Origin of the sequence: Neorhizobium sp. JUb45 (assembly GCF_004343585.1) — a bacterium.
In the GTDB taxonomy this organism is placed as follows: Bacteria; Pseudomonadota; Alphaproteobacteria; order Rhizobiales; family Rhizobiaceae; genus Neorhizobium.
In genome coordinates, this window is sequence record NZ_SLYW01000020.1 from 1 (window position 1) to 17835 (window position 17835).

The window sequence follows — 17835 nt, forward strand, 5'->3', positions numbered from 1 at the left end:
GGATCTTCCGGCGAGGCCGCCGAAGCTCTGCTCACCGCCCTGCGCCAGACCCGTATCCGGGCAGCCTGATCATTCAGCATCGTGGACGGCCGCCAACAGACGGCGGTCGGCCACCCGAAAATCGGATACCGAAATGATCAGCCTCATACCAACACTCCCGGCTGTGCACGCCCGGGAGATGATCGAGACATCGAAGTCCAAGGCGACCGCCTTGAATGTCCCATGCTCGATCGCAGTGAACCGCGCCGGGTTTGCCGGAGGCTCAAACTTCTGAGAGAGTGGAGCCGATAATGGCAAGAGATTAACAGATTAATCGTTTACGGCACAACAAAGGGCGTGGTCGTAAATGTAACGGTAGTGAAATGACAAATTCTCCAGCCCCATTTCAGGCTTGCAGTATTTATAAGACAAGAAAATTTCATTGTGTGATCACTAATTCTGGATACAGGACTAGAGTACATGACTATCAGAGCGGATGTGTATGTTTAGATGGAAGTGTTTCCGGTGCATTTTTGACTGAGGCGGTTTTGTCTTCGGCTGAAAGAAGTAAATTTTGCATCCTTTGGAAGATGAGGAATTTTTCAAGAAAGAGAACATAAATAAAAGATACGAAAATTGGTTGGAAACAATGATGGAAACCTATTCCTACAAAACGCGGACATCAATGTTTAAAGGGATGCTTTTCTGTAGCTTCGAAATGTCCCCGGACATCATCACAATATCGCCTTCGCGTAGGATAAGAGGAGAGGGGTTTGAGCCGACTTTGCGTGGAGGCTTGGGTGACGTGGTTCTCGAAAAACGAAGGAATATGGAGGATATAGGCGCAGCGTTACAGCTCGCTCTAAGTCGGTGTATTGGATAAGTTGCTTTCTTATCATTGTTAATATTGAGAGGTGGCGGTATATTATTTTGTGTGCGAGAGCTTTTTTACTTTACGTAGGCAGTCATTAATCCGCTTGTAGGCGTTGGGTATCGACAGCAATTACAGTTCCAAAGCCAGCCTATGGCCAGCATGTCGACCCTCTAAATGCAACGCATTATCTGATGTTTAGCAGAAATGGGCCATTGGTCGAAGGTTCAATTCCCTTCAAGAGCGATCGATGATTTTAGAGTGCCTTACTCATCGGCCAAGAGGTGCGTTCCGCGATGAATTCCGCGAACGGTTTGACGTTCATGTGGACGCTCGCCTGTTCAAGGCCAGCCAAATAAGTTGACCGATCCTCAACCCTAACCACTGCCCATGGAAACCCACCCGAGGCGAACATGGCGTTCATCAGGAAGCGCGCCATCCGTCCGTTGCCGTCAGGATAGGGATGAACATAGCCTATCAACCAGTGGCCAAGGACTGCCCTAACCGCTGGCTCGCTTTCCTTCTCCAGTAGATCGAACAGGGTCTCCATTCCATCCGGAACTGCTTCGGAGCGCGGTGGTACATGCCATGATCCGCGGAGATATACAGGGTGGTTTCGATAGCCCGCGAGGGCGCTGGGTTTCAGAATACCTGCGGCGACCGAGGGGCCGAACAGTTCGCGGTACCAATCCCTATGTTGCTTTCGGACAACGGCTCCCGCTGGTGCTCTGCGGAGAATCTCTGCAACAGATTCCTTCACGCTTTGAAACGCCTGCCAGTAACCGCGTGCTGCCAAAGCGTCGCGGTTTTTTCCATCCTGCTGATCTACGTCCGGATCCCACGTACCAGTGCGCACGCGATCAATGAGTTCCGGAGTAACGCTGTACCCCTCGATCGAAAGCGAGTGGTATGCGTCGTTTTTGTATATGTCCTCGACCGATTTCATGAATTCGGTGGTGTCCGAGGGAAGCCCGGGGGCAGCAGGAAAAACATCGAGGACCGCCTGACGCTGGCTTTCCCATATAGCATTGAGACGCGCCACAATGGGAGATCCACCGACAGCTAATGTGGAGACTTGCTGGTTTTGATCGAACGGGTCTGTCTCTCTAACGTCGTACATCGCGCCTTTCATCGTTTTCAATATATCGTCGGCGAACTCGCCTTTTCCTATGCGCCGAAATGCGCCGGCCAGACGGCCTGCCACGGCCGAATGTCCTCCGTCGAGTAATCGACCGAGGACAGCCGACACATCGCGCATGGATTTCAGCACGATCTGGGCTTCGATAGGTGATCTTTGGAAAAACGCTTCAGCAACTTTTACCAGGGCGGCGTCCGCAGTATAGAATCTCAATCCGTTTTTCTCGACGAGATCCTCGCGCGTTGGCATTTGCTTGGTCTTGAGATCGTAGATGGATGTGCCAAAAAGCAGTGATAAATTGTTGCCCGCTCCCTTTGGACTGTTGACAATCACCTGGGGCGGAATCGCAGTTGCTTCTGCGTGGAGTAGCATCGATTGTTCCGGTGACAGATGCCATTCCCGTCCAAAGCGGTCGTTGCAGTAGAGGGAGCAGAACTCCCAGAATGAAGCGTACCAAAGGGTTGTGTCGCCGTCTTGGGACTGGGGTCCCGTTGACATTTGCCAGCCGCGGATGACTTCTTGGAGAAATCCGCTCCGTGTAAGGCGCTCTCGGTGTAGTCGGCTGAACTCGTCGGACTTAAATATTCGAAGCCCGCCATCCTGCAATGTTTTGAGGGCTTGCAGGGCGTCAGCCAACTTTTCATTTGGTGTAGCCATTTTGGTTCTCACGACTTCGTTGTTCTTGCGCGAACTCACAATCCCACGTCTCATAAATCAATACCTGGATAATTACGCGTCTTTGTTGTCTTTCATATGCGCGTTTTTAATGTTGAGTCAATACGCGTTAAAGATGATCAATCATGACGCGTCTTTGATGTCGTAAGTGTTGATTTGCACTGAGAACTGGCTCTGACTCAAATTTGTTGCTGTCGTGAATGAGGTTTCTGCTGTTTCACCGGAGGATCAGCAATGGGCCACAGATTGCCGCATGCGAGTCTCAAGCCGTTCGGCTTTGTAGTAGAGGCAGTGAAGATCGTTGGGTTATGTGTTCAAGTTCGACTTCGATCGCGCGATCTATCAGCAGCTTGTCCAGCCTGCGGGCGAGCAAGCCGACGAATTCAAAGCCGATATGAGCGGCGACCTGCTGACTTACCTCTCAGTGGCCGGCGGGTAGAGTTGACAGTCCTGACGCGCCGGTTCTGGTGCGATGCCGTGCTGTGTGGCCGACATATCCTCTGCGAACAATTCGTTGACAACGTGCTGGCTCGCTATGGTCGACGCACCCAGAGGCTGGAGACGATTGTTCACCACCTCGGTCTGGCGCTTGGCGGTAGACCTGCCGCAGCATTTACCGATCGCCTGATGGTGCCGGTGAGCAACGACACGTTATTGCGGGTGGTTCGCCGCCGTACGGTTGATCAGCATGGCGATCCCAATGTCATCGGCATTGATGACTTTGCCTTCAGGCGCGGTCAAACCTGCGGAACAATCGTTTGCGACTTGGAGCTGCGCAGGCCTGTGACTCTCTTGCCGGATAGAAAATTGCCTATGCACCGTAATATCTTGCAATGTGATGACACACACGTAACCGCACTGATTGCTACGTTAAAATCCGAATAGTCCGCATCTGTCGCGGATCAAGCGGAAGGTCGTTTCATGGGTGGAACATCCCTATCAGGTTTGCTGGCACGTACACTCGTCGGTGCGCTGTCATCGTGTTTTTTGTTTTCGGACATATCCTTTGCGGAAGAGCAGATCCCGGTCACCGTTATTATCGCTCGAAACGCTGCGGTCACGGAAACGATCCCGGTCGTCGGATCGTTCGTCGCGCGTGAGGAAGTCCAAGTGCACACGCTTAATCAGGGCAAAGCGATCGAGCTTATTCTCGTGGAAGTCGGGCAGTTCGTGGCGCAGGGGCAACCGCTTGCGATGCTGGATGCGACTGAAGCCCTCATGCTTCTCGATAAAAATTCGGTCTCCATCCGACGTGCCAAGGCGGCCTTCGAGGTAGAGGCAAGCAGGTTGGAGCTCGCCGGAGTCAGCGAAGCTCAATCACGAAAAGTTCTGGAACGCAGCCGGGCGCTGCAGCCAAAGGGTGCGGTCTCCCAGCAGCTTCTCGATGAACACGAAAACGCCCATGCGCGCGCACTGGCCGAACTGGGACTTGCCCGGCAATCGCTTGCCCTGGCAGAAGCCGATGCGGCGCTGATTGCCCGCGAGCGACGTGAAATCGAGTTGACGATCGAGCGTAGCACGGTGCGGGCGCCGAAGGCGGGTCTGGTGTTGCGAAGGGCGGCCCGTCTGGGCGCCATGACGAGTGATACCGGCGGCCCGTTATTTGTGATCGCCAGGGACGGCTCCGTCGAATTCGTCGCCCAGGTCACGGAGACCAGTTTCATGCGGCTTGGCGAAGGCATGCCGGCGGGCATCACGCTGGCGGGGCATGGTGGCACGATCGCCGGTGTTTTGAGGCTGAATGCGGCCGAACTCGATCCGGTGACGCGCAGCGGTGAAGTGCGCATCGAACTCGAAAATGCTGAAGGATTGAAGCCCGGTGCCTTTGCCCGCGGCAGCATCAATATCGCGGCACGGCGCAATATCCTTCTGCCCGGCAGTGCGGTGAAAACCATGAGCGGCGCAAGCACTGTCCTTGTCGTCACCGATGGGGTGGTGCGATCGAGACCCGTAACGGTAGGCGCGCGGCAGGACGGGTTTGCCGAGATCGTTGGCGGCATCGCCGATGGTGAGATGGTCGTGCTGAAATCCGGCGGGTTCCTCAAGGCCGATGAGAAGGTTCGCCCCGTCATCGCCGCATCCGAACGTCCTTCGGCGGATCATCTCGCCGCAGCCACGGTCATCGAAAGCTATGAGGTCGCACGATGAACGGCAATATTTCCGCCTGGGCGATCCGCAATCCGCTGCCCTCCATTCTGCTTTTTGTCGTGCTGACGATCATCGGTCTCTACAGTTTTGCAAAACTGCCGATCACCTATTTTCCGACGATCATCACGCCGGCGGTCAAGGTCACCGTCGAGCAGTCCGGCGCAACGCCCGTCGAACTCGAAACGGAGGTGACGCGGCTGGTCGAAAACGCCATCGCCTCGCTGCCGGCCATCAAGGAATTGTCCTCCACGATCGGCGAAGGGCGTTCGGTCACAACTGTCGAATTCGAACTCGGGGTGATCTCGCCGGATCGGGCCATGGCCGACGTTCGCGATGCCATTGCCCGCATTCGCGGCGATCTTCCGGGCACGATCGATGAACCGGTGATCGAGCGGATCGAGGAGGAAGCGCAATCCGTTGTCACCTATGCGGTCTCCAGCCGGGACATGACGGAAGGCGAAATCTCGTGGTTCGTCGATGACACGGTCACGCGTGATCTGCAGGGGCTATCCGGCGTGGGGCGGGTTGAGCGCATTGGAGGTGCTGATCGCGAAATCCGTGTCGAACTCGATGCCGATCGTTTGCAGGCGCTGTCGCTGTCCGCCAGCGCGGTCAACGCGGCCATCGCGCAAAACCAGTTCGATCGCTCCGGTGGACGCAGCGACATGGAAGGCGGCGAGCAGGTTCTGACGACGGCGGCTGCGGCCGCAACGATGGAGCAACTCGCGCAAAAACGTCTTTCGCTGTCGGGCGAAAAGTCGGTGCGTCTGGCGGATGTCGCGCATGTCAGTGATGCCGTGGCCGAACCGCGGGCATTTGCCAGCCTGAACGCGGCCGATATCGTCGGTTTTGCCATCTACCGTTCTCAGGGCGCGAGCGATGTCGCCGTGGCGGAGGCGGTCGCTGTCAAGATCGAGCAACTGGCGGCGGCGCGACCGGATCTTCGTTTTAACCTTGTCGATGACACCGTCTCCTACACGCAAGGCAATTACCGCTCGGCGATGAATACGTTGCTGGAAGGTGCCGCACTTTCCATTGTCGTCGTTTTCCTTTTCCTGCGCGACTGGCGTGCGACGCTGGTGGCGGCAGTCGCCCTGCCGCTGTCGGTCATCCCGACCTTTTTCGCGCTCGATATGCTCGGCTTTTCCCTCAACATCCTCAGCCTTCTGGCAATCACGCTGGTCACCGGTATTCTGGTCGATGACGCGATCGTCGAGATCGAGAATGTCGTGCGCCACCGCAACATGGGCAAATCCGCCTACCGTGCGGCGTTGGATGCCTCCGACGAAATCGGGCTTGCCGTCATCGCTATTTCGGCAACCATCATTGCCGTGTTCGCACCGGTGGGGCTGATGAGCGGCGTGGTCGGTCTCTATTTTCGCGAATTCGGCCTGACGGTCGCCATCGCCGTGTTCTTCTCCCTGCTGGTGGCGCGACTGATCACGCCGATCATGGCCGCCTATATGATGACCGGCGCACCCGCCGCGCAGGAGCGCAAGGGATGGCTTTCCATCGCCTACGAAACCATGCTGCGCAAAACGCTACGCTGGAAATGGATGACGGTCGCATCGGCGCTTGGGCTGTTCGCAGTCGCCATCGTTTCGCTGATGTCCATGCCGACCACGTTCCTGCCGGAAGAGGATACCGGCCGGCTGACGCTGACTGTCGAATTGCCGCCAGGCGCAACGCTGGAGGATACCCGCCGGGTCACCAACGGCATTTCTGCAATCGTTGCAAAACTGGACGATGTCGAGGGCGCACTGGTGCGGGCCGGTGCCAGCATGAGCGGCCAGCAGGACGTGCGTTATGCGGTGATTTCGGTTGATCTGAAGCACAAGACGGCGCGTCAGCGGTCGTCCTTCGCCATCGAGGCGGAGCTTACGGCAAGGCTCGCGGACATTCCCGATGTTCGCCTGCGTTTTCTGAACGATCGCGGTGGCCGCGACATATCCTTTTCCGTACTCGGCAGCGATGGCGAGGCCGTTCGCCGCGCGGCGGACGATATTCTCAAGGAGATGGCAACCGAGGGAAGTTTCATCGGGCCGGCCAGCGACAATGTCGCCATGCGCCCCGAACTCAGAATGGTCGTCGATACCGACAGGGCAACAACGCTCGATGTATCGACCGACGCGATCGCCAGCACGATGCGCATCTCGACGATCGGTGATGTCGACAGCCGACTTGCCAATTTTGTTGAAGGGTCGCGGCAGATCCCGATCCGCGTCGTTCTTGACCGCGCGGCGCGTGGACGGCTGCCGGTTTTCGAGACACTCGGCGTGCCCGCCGCCGACGGAAAACTGGTGCCGCTTTCCGCAGTCGCGGAGATCAGCTTCGACCAGACGGTTGCCGCGATCGACCGGTTCGACCGCCAGCGCCGCATCGAGATCGGTGCGGACATGGCAGACGGACTGACCTCGGGGCAGGGACTGGAACGCCTGCTGCAGCTCGAAAGTGTCAAGAACCTGCCCGATGGTGTGCGTGTCCAAGCAACCGGCGATTCCGATACCGAAGGCGAGGTGTTCGAAAGTTTCGCCGTCGCCATGGGAGCGGGGATCATGCTGGTGCTGATCGTGTTGATCCTGCTGTTCAGAAGCATTCTGTCGCCTTTCACCATCCTCGCATCGCTGCCGCTGTCGATCGGTGGCGTCGTGGTCGCGTTGGTGCTGACCGGTTACGCGATCTCGCTGCCGGTGGTGATCGGCATCCTCATGCTGATGGGCATCGTCACCAAAAATGCGATCATGCTGGTGGATTTCGCCATCGAGCGGGAGGCACATGGTCTCTCCCGCCGCGAGGCGATCATCGAGGCCTGCCTGGAACGGGTGCGGCCGATCGTCATGACCACGCTTGCCATGGCAGGCGGCATGTTGCCCTCGGCCTTCGCGATCGGTGATGGCGGCGAATTTCGTGCGCCGATGGCGATCGCGGTGATCGGCGGTTTGCTGGTTTCCACCGTCCTGTCGCTGATCGTCATCCCCGCGCTGCATCTTATCGTGTCGGGTTTCGGTGACCGTCTCGGCAACCTGGTTCGGCCTTTCCTCCAGTCGGCCGAACCGGATTTCGACGCGAACCGGCAATAGCGCGCTGATGCCCTGATGGCGCGTCACGAAGGGGCCAGCTGGTAACCGCTGGCCCCTTCACATGTCTTTGCCCCTCTTAACATTGGGCAACATATCGTTAAGCCAGAACCTCTTCGCGCATGGGAAACCGGGTGAGTTTCCTTATCCGCGAGGCTTGAAAAGCACCATGAACGATATCCGATCTCCCTTCATCCAGATCTACCGCATCAACGCCCTGCGGATTTCGGGCGGCATTGCGTTTTGCATGCTGGCCATCACCTCGGCGCCACCGCCGCTCCCGCTGGTGAGCGTCATGCTCGAACTTCTCGGAACACTGGCGATTTTCGTGGCAATTGCCGGGCGCGGCTGGTCGCTTCTGTATATCGGTGGCCGCAAGAATTCCGAACTGGTGACAACGGGACCCTATTCGGTCACCCGCAATCCGCTATATTTTTTCAGTCTGGTCGGCATTGCCGGTATCGGCGCACAAACGGGCAGCCTCCTGTCCATGGCGATGCTGGTGCTGGCCGCCTGGTTTGCCTTCGACATGGCGATGCGCGGCGAAGATGCCTATCTCGGCAGCCGTTACGGCGGCAGTTTCGATAATTACAGGGCATGCGTCCCGAGGCTCGTGCCCAATCTGTCGCTCTGGCGCGAGTGCGAGGATGTGCCGCTTCGCTCGGCCAAGGCGATCGGCAGTCTCCGCGATGGCATCGTTTTCCTCGGCGCCTGGATTGCCATCGAGCTGATCAGGGCCGGACAGGCGGGTGACCTTCTGCCGGTCGTCTGGACCCTGCCGGTTTGACAGCCGCCGTTTGCCAAGCCTCGCAACAAAACTTAATAAAGCGAAACATCTGCGAACCCGGCTGCATGCGAGATGCCTGCTGTCGGGGCAGCGAGGAAATCGGCGGTGCAGCCAAATTCGAACAATGCGAAAATCCTGATCGTCGAGGACGATCCCGAAATCGGTAAGCTGCTGGCGCTTGCCGTGCAGGAAAACGGCATGCTGCCGACAGTCGCAGAAGACGGTCACGTCATGAACGCGTTGTTGCGCAGCAACGAATTCGACCTGATCATTCTCGATGTCATGCTGCCCGGTGAGGATGGCCTCAGCATCTGCCGGCGGATCCGCTCGGAAAAGACGACGCCGATCATTCTTCTGACCGCGCTTGGCGAAGAGGTGGACCGCATCGTCGGGCTGGAAGTCGGCGCCGATGATTATGTCACCAAGCCGTTCAGCCCGCGTGAAGTCGTCGCCCGCATCCGCAGCCTGCTGCGCCGTGCCTCTTATGGTCTCGCGCATACCACCGTTCAGCGGACGCTGCGTTTCGAAGGCTGGCAGATCGATCCACTCCGTCGCCAGTTGCACGACCCAAGCAATGCGCGTGTGGCGGTGACGACTACCGAATTCGATCTCCTGCTGGCCTTCTGCCGCAATCCCGGGCGGGTCATCACCCGCGAGGAGCTTCTTTCGCTCACCCATACGGGGCTTGCCGGGCCGATCGAGCGCAGCGTCGATGTGCATATCAGCCGTCTGCGCCAGAAGATCGAAGCCGATCCGAAAACGCCCATCTTTCTGCAGACCGTCAGACTTGGCGGTTACGTGTTCACCGCAAGGGTCGAACAGGGCTGACATTGGCCACGAAAAGGCCGGACCCACAAAAAAGCCGGGCGATGACCCGGCTTTTCCATCTTCATGTCTGCCCGTTCAGAATTTATAGCCGACAAACAGCGACGCCGAAGGCTGAACTTTCTCTTCGACGATCGGGCTGTCAGCCGCATCGCCGGTCAGGACGCCGACGCCGGCTTCGCCGCGCACCAGCCAGTTCTCGCTGAGCATGTAGATCGCCGATGCCGAGACGTTGACGCGCTTCAGGCCCGCCTCCGCCTTATATTCGGGAAGACCTGAACTGGCGGCCTGCGCCGCGTTGACGCCAAAATAGCTTTCCATGTGCCTGTCGTTAGCGACGACCGCCTCGACACCGGCACCGAGAATGAGCCGTTCCGTCACCGGCGCCTGATATTCGGCGCCAAACGTGCCGATCAGACTTTCGCTTCCATCGATCGTCTGATCGACGGCGGCGTAGAATTCGAAACCGTTCCATTCATAGGATGCCTTGGCGCCAACGGTCGCGGCAAAATCGATATCACCCAGCCCGCGCAGGCGATCGGCATCATCCTGGTCGCGGCCGCTCTCGTAGCCGACCTTGGCGGAAAGCTTGAAGCCATCATGCTGGATGGCTGTGACTGTGACGCCTCTTGGATCGATCTCCAGCCAGTCGCCGTAATTGAAGACGATGAAGGGAACGGGCGAAACCTCGAGCTTGTCGCTGCCTTCGTATTCCGGCTCGTAAATCCCACCGGCGCCGACGATCAGGCTCCAGTTGCGTTGTGGTTTCTCGCTGTTGAACCGTTCCTGATCGAAAGCAGGCTCCGGTGGCTGGTCGGACAGGCTTGCGTCGGCGGCAAGCGTTTTCGAGCCGGTGCCGATCAGCACGAGCGAGACGTAGAGGGCGCTTGTCAGAAGTCGCCGGTCGGTCCGTTGGATAAAAGACATGGGTGCTCCAGTGATTTGACACGGGCGTCGCCAGTCAAGACGAGCCGTGTGTGCAACACATCCGTCCTGTCACGAAGGCGTCCGGCGCAGCATGTCTTTGTGTTACGCTTTGTTGCTGCCGGTGGAATCGCCGGGGTTCCGGGGCGACCGACACAAAACTTAATGTCCAATTTCCCTCAAGCTCACTATTCTACGCCGAGGTTGCTGCGATTGTTGGCGTGCGACCATACTGTCATGCAACGGGGTGCGTTCCCGAGGAGGCATTTTGAGGTTTCGGGTCTCCCGGTTGATTTCGACCATTCATGGCCAGATCACGGCCGTTATCTTTGCCTGCCTGGTGATTGCCTTTCTGATCGGCTCGACGCTGGAGCGATGGGTCAGAGACGAATACGACACGCCCGATCTCGAGGGGATGTCGGCGCGCGTGACCTCGATCGCATTGGTTCTTGCGAAAGCGGAGCCTGGCGAGAGAGGTGCAGTCCTTGCTGCCGCAAATCGTGGTGACCTGCGTCTCGAGTTGCAGCCGATCTCGTATTTCGATAACGTTGCCGCCTCGTCACCGGATGAGCCGTTTATCCAGATCGTCATAGACCGCCTTCTTCCCCCCGAAGATCTGCCCGTTCCTTATGGTGGCTGGAGAACATTCGTCGATGGCAAGCGTATCCTCGCTGCGAAGGTCGATGACGCGACGCTGCTGGTCATGGAACTGCGGCCGGAAAGTTTTCTGCGCAATGATGCACTGAGGTTCGGCTCGAACTATCTGGTGGCGACGCTCACCTTGATCATCCTGTTTTCGGTTTTCGCGGTTTGGGCGATCACCAGCCCGCTGCGCCGCATCGCAGCCTCGGCCATGAAGGCCGATATTTCTGTCGGGCCGGCGCTTTTCGAGGAACGTGGCAGTGTCGAGATCGTGGCGCTCGCGCGTGCGCTGAACGGCATGCAAAGCCGCATCTCGACAATGGTGGAAGCGCGCACCCGGATGCTGCGCGGCATCAGTCATGACCTGCGAACGCCGTTGACGCGGCTGCGGCTTCGGGCCGAGCGTGTCGGTGAGGAAGATGTTCGCGATGCGCTGCTGACCGATATCGAACACATCGATAGACTGCTGAAGGAAAGTCTCGGTTATCTGCGCGACAACCACCAGTATGAGGCATCACAACGCGTCGATCTGGCCTCGGTTCTGCAGACGGTCTGCAACGAGTTTTCGGATATGGGGCATGACGTGCGCTATTTTGGCCCGGCGCGTGCCGTCGCCAACTTCAAGCCGTTGGCGCTGACCCGCGCTGTCACCAATCTATGTGAAAACGGCGTGAAATTCGGCACCAGCGTGGAGGTTCATCTGCGTATGGAAAACGGCAGAACCGTCATCGATATCGTGGATGACGGACCTGGCATTCCAGAAGCCCACAGAAGCCGCGTGCTGGAGCCGTTTTTCAAGATGGACACCGCGCGGGGCGGGACAGATACGGGCTTCGGTCTCGGCCTTTCCATCGTAGCGGAAATTGTACAGGCGCATCACGGAAAATTGGAATTTTACGACCATCAGTCTACAGGGTTGTGCGTTAGGCTGGTATTGCCCCTTTGATTGCATTGGAGTGAACCCCTCGGGCTAGACCAAAGGGGATCTTTCGCCTCGACTGCCTTGGCGAAGTCTCTTATGGCCTGCTCTAATTCCAGGAGCGCGTTATCGGAAATATGTTGTGCAGCCAGGGCCGCGATCTCTGGTTCGATTACAAGCTGTGTCTCGTAAATCTGCAAAGCGTCATCCCAAGCGAGTTCAGCGACGAAGCAGCCTCTGTTGGGTATGAAGTGAACGAGATGTTCGCTTTCCAAATGCCTGAGCGCTTCTCGAAGCGATGGTCTGGAGACTTCTAGGGCCGCGCATAGATCACACTCGACAAGGCGAGGTCCCGGCAAAAACTCACCGCTAATGATAGCTCGCCGGATTGCTCGCACAACCTGAGAGCGAATATTCTCTTTTTCGATCCTGACTTCCAGAACGTTCGGATTGGCTCGGGCCGCACTCATAATCAGTTCCTCGTATGGATCATCGTAGCCAATGAAGTGCAGGAATATTTTGGGCTTCCATCCGCCGCGTTGGTCGAGAAGGACTGGTTTGTCGTTCAAGCCTTGGCAGCGATCCACGACGTCGAGGTCGATGGGCTCACTCTGGCGTTTGGCGGTGGGACCGCGCTCGGTCGCGCCTACCGCCTGCTTGAGCGCATGTCGGAAGACATCGACCTTCGTATCATCGGCGAAAAATCCACCTCGCGAAGCGTTCTCAAGCGCTTTCGAAGCGAGGTGAACGACTGACTGACCGCAGCAGGTTTTGCTGTCGACGGTCATTATGAGGTCAAGCAGAACGACAGATATGTCCGATACGACCTGCCGTACGATCCGATCGCAAAAGGCGAAGGTGTTTTACGCCCGGAGATCAAGATCGAACTCTCGTCTTTCCCGGTCGCGACAGCACCTGAAACTCGCTCGGTGTCGTCGTTCGTGGCGGAAGCGAAAGGTGAAAAGCCCGAAGCTATCGATGTTAAGTGCGTGCGGCTGGTGGAAACTGCAGCAGACAAGTTCGTCGCCCTGGCGCGTCGGGCGGGCTTTGCCTTTTCGGGCCTTGGCGCCCTCGACCACACGCTCGTTCGGCACGTCTACGATCTGTCGCGCATGAACGGTCTGTATGACTGGCGCCGCCGTCGCGATCGCGCTCGAGACGATGACGGCGGAAGCCGCAACACCCGCGGGCGACTATCCCGCCTACAAGGAAGATCCCAAAGCCGAGACGCTCCGGGTCTACGAAGTCATGGCCAAAGACAAGACGTTTGCGGAAAGTTATTCGAAACTGCTTGGCGATCTCGTCTACGGCGACAAGCCCGAGTTAGGGAAGGCCTTCGAAGCGACACAGCAGTTCGCCGAACGACTTCACAAGACTTAAGTCGGCGATTCCAGCGACGACCGCTTCATCAAAAAGAGCATTTCGACGCGGCTTTGTCGTCAGCGGCGTGTTTTGAAGCTGCAGTCGATTGCGACCTTCACAATGATCTCATCTCGGCATTGTAAATACTGCGGCAAGACGGGCACCGTGTCAGGCCTTGTCGCTCGAAACCGCAACCCGATGAGGAGACGAGAATGCGGCGTTCGCGAACAACCCAGGCCTTCTTACTTCTGCTTGCTCCCGCCCAGGCTTTTGCCTGGGGTGAGGCTGGACATTCTATCGTCTCTGAGATCGCCCAGCACCGTCTGACCGGACATGCCTTCGTGACGGTGCAGAAGCTTCTGAAGAGCGAACTCGACCCCGCGCCGGCCGGCCCGGTCTCGCTGGCATCGATCGCAAGCTGGGCCGACGATTATCGCAGCAGCCACACGGAAACGACAAACTGGCACTTTGTCGACATTCCGATCGACGTCAAGGGCATCGACCCAAAGGACGTCCGCTACGATGCCGCCCGCGATTGCCCGCCCGAGACGAGCAGCTCGGGAACGTGCCTCATAAAGGCGGTTGCGACGCAGCTCGCAATCCTGTCGGTGCCCGCCGATTTCAACAATCCTGCGGATGTCGCCAAGCACGCGATGGCGCTTAAATTTATCGTGCACCTTTACGGAGACATGGCGCAGCCGCTGCACTGCGCGGAGCGGGAAGGCGATGGTGGTGGCAATGGCCTGCAGGTCTTCTACTCAGGCCCGAAACAGAACAGCGTCGAGACGCGAACGAACTTCCACAAGGTCTGGGATAGTCTCATCATCGGCGACGTGCAGTGGAACTGGAACGCCTACGTCCACGATCTCGAACAGAAATGGCTGAAAGGCAAAGACGAGACCAAGCTCGCCTCTGGATCGGTCATTGACTGGGTCAACCAGTGCCACCTCAAAGCCGTTGAGGCCTATGGCCTCGTCTCGCGCGACCTGACGCTCGGTCAGCAACAACTTTCGCAGGAAAAGGCAATCGCTGACGAGCAACTGGCAACAGCAGGCGTGCGGCTCTCAAAGGCTTTGAATGAAGCATTTTCGGCCTATCCTTGAAGGCATCGGCAGCAATCATAGGTAGATTGTCGTCGCTGCCTTTGCTATCGTATCGGACGAAAAAAGGGGGAAGTATGGCGCTGGCATCAGAGGAATCCATCAAGGCGCGCATGCGCGCCAATCGCGGCGAAATCGTCCGATCAATTCAAGTCGCGCGGGACGGCAACCCCTACGCGGCTCAGCCGAGTGCCGAGCGACGTGTCGCCCGCTTGCAAACGAAGGCCAAAGTCAGTCAGCGCGAAGCCGAAGTTCTCGACACGACGATCCGCACCATGGCCGCGGCCGTCACCGCCGCACCGGATGGGGCGGAGCTCTCCGGTGCGCGCCCGGCGGCGGCGGCCCCGCGTGGTGCTGAGAAGGTCTGGGGTGACACCGTCGACTTCGTCAGCGTGAGCTTTCTGAAAAAAGGCGCGCGCATCGCCCGCGCGGTCGGCCGCGTCTCCTATCAGAACCAGACGCCGCTTGGGACTGGGTTCCTGATTGGCAACGGCCTGTTCCTCACCAACCACCATGTCATTCCTTCGGCGGACTTTTCCCGTCAGCTGGCGATCGATTTCGATTATGAGCTCGATCTCGTCGGCAACCGCCGATCCGACACGCGGTTCCGTTTCGATCCGACCGTTTTCGTCACCGATCCGGATGGCCAAGACGGCCTCGACTTTACGATCATCGGGGTCGGCGACCGCCTCTAGGGGACACTGCCGCTCGAGACATTCGGATGGAGCGGCCTGTCGGCGGCGAGCGACAAGCACATGCTCGGTGAATTTGCCAATATCGTTCAGCATCCGAACGGACGCTATAAGGAGGTCGTGTTGCGAGAAAATCGGCTCGTCGGCCGCTTCGACAATGCGCTCCATTATGTTGCCGATACCGAGCCTGGCGCTTCCGGAAGTCCGGTCTTCAACAGCGAGTGGCGCGTGATCGCGCTTCACCATTGGGGTACTGCGTGGCGCGAAGTCTTTGGCGAAGATGGGATGCCGGCGCGCGTCCAAGGTGCCTCGCAGCCTCTAGCTCCTCGTGTTCTCCAAATTGCTTGAACAGCTATTCCAGCTCAGGGATTTCGCCACTATGGAAAATGATGGTCGGCGGACCGTACTCACCTATCGATGGGTCTGCCTCGCGGCTCCAGGCGACAACACCGGCATAATGATCCGCGATTAGCTGCGCATCACGCTTTGCCCGGTCTTCGCTGTCCACCTGCCGCGGATCGAACGCTGGCACCAACTCTCCATCGTCGTTCTTTACGAAGGCTGCCAGAACGATCAGCTTACCTTTGGTCGACATAGTCTTTTGCCTTCTGTTGCTCAGACATGGACGTGACAGCAACCTGTTAAGCTCGGGCTGGCGGTCGAGCGCGACGTGTCAGTCGAGTGCCTCACTTTAATCGAACGTGATCAAGATGCTTTGTCCAGAGGCATCGTAGACCCCCACAATCTCGATACCCTGAACGCGAAGTTGCCGCGCTCGCTCTTGAAACTCAATGGAGTTCAGTTGCTGCCCGGACTGCGGAATGGCACCGTTGAAGGTCATATTGAGTTTTTCGCCGGACATCTGCGATGCGCCTGCGCTGCCAGTACGGATGAGTTCGACCCCGTGCTTGTTTACCTTGATCGTCCCAGTCTGCAACTCACCCAAACCGGCATGCTGTCCGATGATGCGATTGAGGGCATCGTCGCTCAGAAGTGCCAGCAGTGCCGCGATGGCCTTCTGCTGAACTTCCGAGCGCTCGGCAGCCACCCGATCAGCAGCTTCCTGGATTTCAAGTCCTCTCTGGGCTCTAGCAGCCTTGACGGTGCTTGAGATTCGCTCTCGTAGCTCGAAACCAAGCCGATCAACTGGAGTAAGCGTCAGCCCCTGCGGTGAGGGTTCCAGGGCCATCGCGGAACTGTTGAAGTCCAGGACCTGTCCGTCCGATGCGTGTGGCGTCATAGCTTTCTGGCCTTTTCATTCGGTAACTTGAAGTCTGGCGAGACAAGCTTCGCCTCCGCGAGAAAATCTTCTTCGGTCGCCACCATGCCAATCTTCAAATAAATCCGCTCGGCTTCCTCTTTCCCAAGCCCGTGCTTTTTGGCAAACGCGTAGACCGCAGCGCGAGGGTCGCTGAACGCCGGCTTTTTGGTTTCGTATTCGATCATCGGGAAGTTTCCTTCGTTTATGGGGAACAGTTGCAATGGACCTTGACGCGCTAGTCGAGGGTAGCGATTGGGCGGCACCTTTTAATCTTAACATCGTCACGGAACCGCGACCTGATCCGAAGCTTTGCGAAATTGCTCAAGGGGCGATCGACGGCGCCAGAGTTTTGTCGAATTCTTCTCTGGATACCGGCCACGCTTCGGTGCGGCCGTTGGAACCCAGCAGCAAGGTCATCGTCGTATGATACGCCTCCCATGTGACGTCGATGGGCTCCTCGTCAATTTGGAGTTCGAAGACGCCTGGTCGATGAGGTTGCGTCATCCCTGGAAGCTGAAATGGTCGAACGATGGTGATGGTTTTAACGGTCGTTGTCATGATGGCACCGTCTCTTTCGGGAATGCTGCAGGACGGTCAGCATGGGTGCTGAGGCGAGTGAGGTAAGTGAAAGCGACAGTGACATCAGCTGGACGCCACTATCTGCCTGCGTGTCTGAGGAGGTCTATTTCCCTGGCGATCGGTCCCAAAAGCTTTCGCAATCGGTTTTCCTCCACCAGACCTAAGCGAAACCTTTTCGCGAATTCGCTCACAAGCACAGTCTTGGCTGTGTCGGACTGGCGCGGTGGAAGTGATTTGCCTGGGTGATGCATGATCGTATCCTTTCAGGATCACGGTATGCTCAACAAAAATGCGTGAGATCCAGCATAATGGTGCTGGATCGAGCTTTGGAATAAGCAGAGGTCGCGGCTTTTAGTATTCTTGGTCGCAACGCATCGAAGGAGGTTAGGTAGTCTGACGCGCTGGCATTTCTGTGCGATTCCTCGCAGGCCAAAACTTCCGTTGCCAGATAGAATTTGATCTCGAACATCCCGTCATATCCGGTGAAACGGACACAGCGGCTTCTGTCGTCAAAACTACGGGCGCTGTTTGGAAACGATATTCCCACTAACGCCCACCCTCATCCTGCCAACGATCAACAGCACTGCCCCTCGGATGTAGTTCAAGGTTTGCCATGGCTGAGGACCATTTACGGTTCGCCAAAGAACCCCGGAGAGCGGTTCTGTTCGGCACACCGCTACGGAACTCGGCAGAGAGGAAGAGCAAAGCGTCACGTTTCGTATCGGAGCTCGCGATGGACTCAGAGGATCTCAGGACGTCCCTGACCAGCTTGAAGCCGACAGGGTCAATATTCGATGCTGCTGGATTGGAAGACATTGCGTCCTCCTTTGTTGGGGCAAGGTTTTGCGCCCTTGAT

At 57.7% G+C, this 17835-nt stretch carries 16 protein-coding genes and 2 pseudogenes; 10 read left to right on the forward strand and 8 right to left on the reverse strand.

Annotated elements, in window-relative coordinates; genetic code table 11:
• Positions 1 to 1106: 1106 nt before the first annotated feature.
• Positions 1107 to 2645, reverse strand: a complete 1539-nt coding sequence (locus EDF70_RS29085; protein WP_132281639.1) for a Fic family protein — start codon at positions 2643 to 2645, stop codon at positions 1107 to 1109.
• 390 nt (positions 2646 to 3035) lie between these two features.
• Here EDF70_RS29085 and EDF70_RS29090 point away from each other — a divergent pair.
• From EDF70_RS29090 to EDF70_RS29110, 5 genes and pseudogenes are all read left to right on the forward strand, one after another.
• Positions 3036 to 3470: pseudogene (locus tag EDF70_RS29090) on the forward strand (transposase family protein); the annotation flags it as partial.
• Between the two features lie 114 nt (positions 3471 to 3584).
• The gene (locus EDF70_RS29095; protein ID WP_245519432.1) at positions 3585 to 4811 is read left to right on the forward strand and encodes an efflux RND transporter periplasmic adaptor subunit; all 1227 of its coding nucleotides are present in this window, start codon (positions 3585 to 3587) and stop codon (positions 4809 to 4811) included.
• Positions 4808 to 7891, forward strand: coding sequence for an efflux RND transporter permease subunit (locus EDF70_RS29100; protein ID WP_132281642.1), 3084 nt, complete (start codon positions 4808 to 4810; stop codon positions 7889 to 7891). The genes EDF70_RS29095 and EDF70_RS29100 overlap by 4 nt, the downstream gene beginning before the upstream one ends.
• A 166-nt stretch (positions 7892 to 8057) precedes the next feature.
• Entirely contained in the window at positions 8058 to 8675 is a 618-nt protein-coding gene (locus EDF70_RS29105) for an isoprenylcysteine carboxylmethyltransferase family protein (protein WP_132281645.1), read from the forward strand.
• Positions 8676 to 8747: 72 nt separating this feature from the next.
• Entirely contained in the window at positions 8748 to 9503 is a 756-nt protein-coding gene (locus tag EDF70_RS29110) for a response regulator transcription factor (protein ID WP_132281648.1), read from the forward strand.
• Between the two features lie 75 nt (positions 9504 to 9578).
• Here the strand turns inward: EDF70_RS29110 and EDF70_RS29115 are convergent, their stop codons facing one another.
• The gene (locus EDF70_RS29115; protein WP_132281651.1) at positions 9579 to 10427 is read right to left on the reverse strand and encodes a MipA/OmpV family protein; all 849 of its coding nucleotides are present in this window, start codon (positions 10425 to 10427) and stop codon (positions 9579 to 9581) included.
• 265 nt (positions 10428 to 10692) lie between these two features.
• On the opposite strand from EDF70_RS29115, the gene EDF70_RS29120 reads away from it, so the two are divergent.
• Positions 10693 to 12012, forward strand: a complete 1320-nt coding sequence (locus EDF70_RS29120) for an ATP-binding protein (RefSeq protein WP_132281654.1) — start codon at positions 10693 to 10695, stop codon at positions 12010 to 12012.
• Here the strand turns inward: EDF70_RS29120 and EDF70_RS29125 are convergent.
• Positions 11970 to 12455, reverse strand: coding sequence for a GntR family transcriptional regulator (locus EDF70_RS29125; protein WP_132281657.1), 486 nt, complete (start codon positions 12453 to 12455; stop codon positions 11970 to 11972). The two genes, EDF70_RS29120 and EDF70_RS29125, sit on opposite strands and share 43 nt — an antisense overlap.
• Before the next feature lie 36 nt (positions 12456 to 12491).
• On the opposite strand from EDF70_RS29125, the pseudogene EDF70_RS29130 reads away from it, so the two are divergent.
• The 4 genes and pseudogenes from EDF70_RS29130 (at position 12492) to EDF70_RS29145 (ending at position 15487) form a co-directional block, all read left to right on the forward strand.
• A pseudogene (locus EDF70_RS29130) lies at positions 12492 to 13490 on the forward strand (nucleotidyl transferase AbiEii/AbiGii toxin family protein).
• Between the two features lie 69 nt (positions 13491 to 13559).
• Positions 13560 to 14450, forward strand: coding sequence for a S1/P1 nuclease (locus tag EDF70_RS29135; RefSeq protein WP_132281660.1), 891 nt, complete (start codon positions 13560 to 13562; stop codon positions 14448 to 14450).
• Between the two features lie 74 nt (positions 14451 to 14524).
• Positions 14525 to 15142, forward strand: a complete 618-nt coding sequence (locus EDF70_RS29140) for a trypsin-like peptidase domain-containing protein (RefSeq protein ID WP_132281663.1) — start codon at positions 14525 to 14527, stop codon at positions 15140 to 15142.
• Between the two features lie 60 nt (positions 15143 to 15202).
• Positions 15203 to 15487, forward strand: coding sequence for a serine protease (locus EDF70_RS29145; protein ID WP_132281665.1), 285 nt, complete (start codon positions 15203 to 15205; stop codon positions 15485 to 15487).
• 4 nt (positions 15488 to 15491) lie between these two features.
• Here the strand turns inward: EDF70_RS29145 and EDF70_RS29150 are convergent, their stop codons facing one another.
• The 5 genes from EDF70_RS29150 to EDF70_RS29170 all read right to left on the reverse strand — a co-directional run bounded on the left by EDF70_RS29150 (position 15492) and on the right by EDF70_RS29170 (position 17526).
• Complete coding sequence (locus EDF70_RS29150; RefSeq protein WP_132281668.1) at positions 15492 to 15734, reverse strand: hypothetical protein; 243 nt, start codon at positions 15732 to 15734, stop codon at positions 15492 to 15494.
• Between the two features lie 96 nt (positions 15735 to 15830).
• Positions 15831 to 16379 (reverse strand): hypothetical protein, encoded by a 549-nt coding sequence (locus tag EDF70_RS29155; RefSeq protein ID WP_132281671.1) that lies wholly within the window; start codon positions 16377 to 16379, stop codon positions 15831 to 15833.
• Positions 16376 to 16585: a hypothetical protein gene (locus EDF70_RS29160; protein WP_132281674.1), complete on the reverse strand. Its 210-nt coding sequence runs from the start codon at positions 16583 to 16585 to the stop codon at positions 16376 to 16378. The genes EDF70_RS29155 and EDF70_RS29160 overlap by 4 nt, the downstream gene beginning before the upstream one ends.
• 136 nt (positions 16586 to 16721) lie before the next feature.
• Positions 16722 to 16958 (reverse strand): hypothetical protein, encoded by a 237-nt coding sequence (locus tag EDF70_RS29165; protein WP_132281677.1) that lies wholly within the window; start codon positions 16956 to 16958, stop codon positions 16722 to 16724.
• 301 nt (positions 16959 to 17259) lie between these two features.
• Complete coding sequence (locus EDF70_RS29170) at positions 17260 to 17526, reverse strand: DUF1488 domain-containing protein (protein WP_132281680.1); 267 nt, start codon at positions 17524 to 17526, stop codon at positions 17260 to 17262.
• Between the last annotated feature and the right edge of the window lie 309 nt (positions 17527 to 17835).

Coding starts and splice junctions, on each gene's coding strand:
- EDF70_RS29085 (WP_132281639.1), bottom strand. CDS start 2,645: ATGGCTACACCAAATGAAAAGTTGGCTGACGCCCTGCAAGCCCTCAAA.
- EDF70_RS29095 (WP_245519432.1), top strand. CDS start 3,585: ATGGGTGGAACATCCCTATCAGGTTTGCTGGCACGTACACTCGTCGGT.
- EDF70_RS29100 (WP_132281642.1), top strand. CDS start 4,808: ATGAACGGCAATATTTCCGCCTGGGCGATCCGCAATCCGCTGCCCTCC.
- EDF70_RS29105 (WP_132281645.1), top strand. CDS start 8,058: ATGAACGATATCCGATCTCCCTTCATCCAGATCTACCGCATCAACGCC.
- EDF70_RS29110 (WP_132281648.1), top strand. CDS start 8,748: ATGCCTGCTGTCGGGGCAGCGAGGAAATCGGCGGTGCAGCCAAATTCG.
- EDF70_RS29115 (WP_132281651.1), bottom strand. CDS start 10,427: ATGTCTTTTATCCAACGGACCGACCGGCGACTTCTGACAAGCGCCCTC.
- EDF70_RS29125 (WP_132281657.1), bottom strand. CDS start 12,455: ATGAGTGCGGCCCGAGCCAATCCGAACGTTCTGGAAGTCAGGATCGAA.
- EDF70_RS29135 (WP_132281660.1), top strand. CDS start 13,560: ATGCGGCGTTCGCGAACAACCCAGGCCTTCTTACTTCTGCTTGCTCCC.
- EDF70_RS29140 (WP_132281663.1), top strand. CDS start 14,525: ATGGCGCTGGCATCAGAGGAATCCATCAAGGCGCGCATGCGCGCCAAT.
- EDF70_RS29145 (WP_132281665.1), top strand. CDS start 15,203: ATGCTCGGTGAATTTGCCAATATCGTTCAGCATCCGAACGGACGCTAT.
- EDF70_RS29150 (WP_132281668.1), bottom strand. CDS start 15,734: ATGTCGACCAAAGGTAAGCTGATCGTTCTGGCAGCCTTCGTAAAGAAC.
- EDF70_RS29155 (WP_132281671.1), bottom strand. CDS start 16,379: ATGACGCCACACGCATCGGACGGACAGGTCCTGGACTTCAACAGTTCC.
- EDF70_RS29160 (WP_132281674.1), bottom strand. CDS start 16,585: ATGATCGAATACGAAACCAAAAAGCCGGCGTTCAGCGACCCTCGCGCT.
- EDF70_RS29165 (WP_132281677.1), bottom strand. CDS start 16,958: ATGACAACGACCGTTAAAACCATCACCATCGTTCGACCATTTCAGCTT.